This is a genomic window from Serratia sp. 506_PEND (assembly GCF_001076875.1).
Lineage (GTDB): Bacteria > Pseudomonadota > Gammaproteobacteria > Enterobacterales > Enterobacteriaceae > Serratia > Serratia marcescens.
The window spans coordinates 13135-17082 of sequence record NZ_JVEL01000506.1 but is presented as its reverse complement, the minus strand read 5'-3'; the positions used below and the strand labels follow the sequence as shown (position 1 = coordinate 17082).

The following is a 3948-nucleotide window of genomic DNA, read 5'->3' as shown; positions in this document are numbered from 1 at the left end:
CCGCCGCGGCGGAAGCGGAATACAGCACAAAGCGATCGAAACCGAACGGCGCGGCGAAGGCGCGAACCCGTTCCTGAATAGCGGACAGGGTTCGCTCGTGGTCCATCGCCAACGCCGTCTGGAAAGCGCGCTGCGCGATCTCGTCGCTCATCGCGTGGCGACGTCGGCCAGCAGCGTCTCTGCCGCCAGTTTGCCGAGGTTGTTGGAAGCCAACGGGCTGTCGCCGGTCAGCAGGCGCCGATCTTTATGCACCTTGCCGGTGATGTCGGCGTTGACGATCTTCACGCCCCGCTCGCGCAGGCGTTCGCCCACCAGCCAGGGCATCGGGCCGGGAATATAGCCGATGTCGATGTTGGCGCCGGTATCGAGCGAGTCCGGGAACACGCACATCTCATAGCCACGATAGAGGAAATCCTCTTTGTTCTCGCCGATGCCCGCCGCCAGCAAACCGGCCGGCCCGTGGCACAGCGAAATCACGTAGCGATCGTTGTCATGGGCCCAGTGCAAGGTCTTTTTCACCTCTTCGCTGAACGGGATATCGTTGAGCACGCCGTGGCCGCCGGGGATGAAAACACCGAGATAGTTGCCGCCATCCAGATCCTTCACCACTTCCGCCAGCTTTTTCGGCTGCTTGAGTTGGCTGCGGTACTTCTCGTAGGTGGCCTTGACTGCTTCATCTTCATGCGGGAACGCCCACATCTCCAGCTTCACCGGATCGCCGGACGGCGTGGCGATGTCGATCTCGAAACCGGCCAGATCCAGGTGATACATCGGCAGCAGCATCTCGACCGGATGGTTGCCGGTGGAGAAGAACTTGCCGTTTTGCATCAGCAGGTAGCGCTCCTGCGAGGCGATCATCAGCACCTTCCACTTGCCGCCGCGATAGGCGTTCGGGTAGCTGGCGCCCGTGAAGTCGGTTTTGGACGAGGTGTACTGGCTGAGGGAGTAAGGCGATGGGAAGAACGCGTTGTCTTCCGCCACATCCGGGGTGGGATTACGATCGTTGGACACTGAATCAGTCATGATTATCTCCATATTCACCGTTGCATTTCTCTTTCAGCTTAAATAACCGCCAGCGGGGCCGCAATGAGGGATATCCCTCAATCACCCTCGCGCTGGCGGCGCTCAAGCATGATGCCGTAGCGCGACAATGAACGTTTCTTCGCTGACGCCGGCATATTCATACCGGCACTTTCTCACCGGCACCTGGAAATAACGCTCCAGGATGTCCTCTTGCAGCAAGGCGTTTTTATCGCCAAACATGCACTGTCGCTTATTCATCAGCAGGCACTTGTCAGAGATACGATCGGCATAATGCAGAAAATGCGTATTCAGCACGATCGTCATCTGCCGCTCTTTGGCGAGGCGCCAGAGCATCTCGATCATTTTAGCCTGATTGTAAAAATCCAGGTTCGATTCCGGTTCGTCGAGGATCATGACGTCGGGATCCGCCGCCAGCGCCTTGGCGAAATAACACATCTGCAGTTCCCCGCCGCTGATCTGGTTGATATTTTTCTGCGCCAGCGGCGCGATCTCCAGCGCATGCAACACCGCCTGCGCCTTGGCGACATCTTGCCGCCGCGGCCTGGCGAACCACCCCGCCTGGCGGGCACAGCCGAAAGTGACAAAATCGAGTACCCCATAAGCGAAATGCGGCGTTTTCGCCTGCGGCACATAGGCCAACCGGGCGGGCCGATTGTCGACCAGGCCGATCTTGCACCCGCCAGACAGGGGCCGGCACAGGCCCGCGATGTGTCTCAGCAACGTGGTTTTACCGGCGCCGTTCGGCCCGAGCACGCTGAGGATCTCGCCCCGCGCCAGATGAAAACTGACGTTGTCGAGAAGGGGTTCTCGCCCCTTGAAACCCAGGGTCAGCTGGTTAACTGTGATCATGTTTGCTGCTCGTAATAAAAAGGAGAGCGAAAAGCGGCGCGCCGATCAGCGCGGTCAGGATGCCGATCGGGATTTCAGCATAGGTGGCCCCTCTGGCGATATTGTCGATCACCAGCAAAAACAGCGCCCCGCTCAGCGCCGAAGCGGGGATCAGGCGGCCGTGGTTATACCCCAACACGCTTCTCACCAAATGCGGGATCACCAAGCCGACCCACCCCACCACGCCGGCCAAGCTCACCGAGGCGGAAACCAGCAGAGAGGCGGCGATCAGCAACAGGATCTTCAGCCGAGGCGGATTCAGGCCGGCGATGCGCGCCTCGTCGTCTCCCAGCGAGAGAATGTTCATGTTCCACCTGAGCCGGTAGATAGTCAGGTAACACGCCGCAAACAGCGGGATCAGCCAATAAACCTGCGCTTTCGCTACCGAAGCGAAACTGCCCATCAGCCAGAAGACGATCGCCGGCAAGGTATCCTGCGGATCGGCGACATATTTTATGACCGAGACAAACGCGATAAACAGCGACGCGATAATCATGCCGGACAAAATCGTGGTGAGTGCATCCTGCCGGCGTTTGAGGCGGCAGATGCCCAGCACCAGCAGCAAGCTCACCACGCCGAAAAGAAACGACAGCAGGGAACTCAGGGCAAAAGGCAAACTCAACAAAATGCCCAGCGCAGCGCCAAAGGCGGAGGCGGAAGAGGTGCCCAGCACGTCCGGGCTGGCCAGCGCGTTTTTCAGCACCGCCTGAAAGGTCGCGCCGGCGACCGCCAACCCGCCGCCCACCAGCATCACCGCCACCACCCGCGGCGCGCGCAGGTTAAAAATCACCGAATAGCGGGCCTGGTTTTCCCCCGGCATGTTCCCCCGCCATAAAATCTGCACCACGTCATGGGCCGACAAGGCATAGCGGCCGGCAAACAGTGATGCGAAGGCGACCACACAGAGCGAAATAAACAATCCCGCCATGATCGCCACATATTTTCCTCTGCCCGGCATCCCCAAGCTCCTCCAACGAACTCACGCTATTCAACCGTGGCACTAGCGTTGCGCCAGCACCTCATCCAGCAACCGGTCCGGGATCGCATAAGAGAACATCGTCTGATAATAGCGACGCGTCTCATCCCGCAGCGTTTTGTCGCTAATGTCTTCAGGGGCATACCGGTTGATCATAAACAGCGGCAGCAGTGACGTTTCCGCCGACAGGCCCCCCCAGTTGTGAATGCCCACCGGCGTCGAGAAAACCTTGCCGTTTTTCACCGCCCTGAGCGTCTCCCACGCCTGGCCGGGGATCCCCCCGTGCAGCAGCGCTTTGGCGCTGCCGAACACCACGAAAATCACATCCGGGTCCCAGGCCATGATTTGCTCCATCGAAACGTTGATGTACCTGCCGGCATCCCCCTTCACCGGCAAATCCCCGGCGACGTTGTCCATGCCGGCCATTTTCAGATAGGTGTCGCCGTAGGTGTGCGGGCCGCTCACCTTCAACTGCCTGCCGTCGCTTTCTTCCAGATATAACGCCCTGACGTGCTGCGCGCGGATGGCGGCGGCATAGGGGCGGATCTGCTTCAGGGTCTTTTCCCAGGCGTCTTTGAATTTATGCGTACGCGGCAGGCCGAGGGTGTCGGCGAAGGTATTTTCCCAATACACCTGGGTGACCATCGGCTGGTATTTGGTCTTCCCGCCGGCGTCCAGATCGACCGTCATCACGCCCGCCCTTTCCAGCCGATCGTCCTGGCTTTTGCCGTAGTAATAAATGATGTCGGGCCGCAGATTCATTAACGACTCCATGTTGACCCGATAGTCTTTATTGATGAAATCGGACGTGATCCTGCCGATATCCGGCTTCATGTCCTTCAACACATGCCTATCGGCATGCATGAACGCCCAGGGCCCCACGCCGACGACGTGCCGATAGGCCGCCTCGTTCGCCAGGATCACGCCGAAGGGGCAGTTGCCGGTGATGACGATCCGCGGGTAGCTGCCGGGCAGCGTTTGCGTCGCCGCGCTTTGCAACGGCTCGGCCGCCGCCGGCAGGCTGGCGCCGGCGCAAGGCA

Annotated in this window: 4 protein-coding genes; all 4 read right to left on the bottom strand. The window is 59.9% G+C overall.

What is annotated here, in order from left to right; genetic code table 11:
* Positions 1–147: 147 nt before the first annotated feature.
* The gene (gene hchA, locus ADK28_RS20805) at positions 148–1023 is read right to left on the bottom strand and encodes a glyoxalase III HchA (protein ID WP_048796548.1); all 876 of its coding nucleotides are present in this window, start codon (positions 1021–1023) and stop codon (positions 148–150) included.
* 102 nt (positions 1024–1125) lie between these two features.
* Positions 1126–1893, bottom strand: coding sequence for an ABC transporter ATP-binding protein (locus tag ADK28_RS20800; protein WP_016927069.1), 768 nt, complete (start codon positions 1891–1893; stop codon positions 1126–1128).
* The gene (locus ADK28_RS20795) at positions 1880–2890 is read right to left on the bottom strand and encodes a FecCD family ABC transporter permease (protein ID WP_016927068.1); all 1011 of its coding nucleotides are present in this window, start codon (positions 2888–2890) and stop codon (positions 1880–1882) included. Before ADK28_RS20795 ends, ADK28_RS20800 begins: the two co-directional genes overlap by 14 nt.
* Before the next feature lie 42 nt (positions 2891–2932).
* On the bottom strand, positions 2933–3948 hold a 1016-nt coding region (locus ADK28_RS20790; protein ID WP_152929733.1), incomplete at its 5' end, for an ABC transporter substrate-binding protein.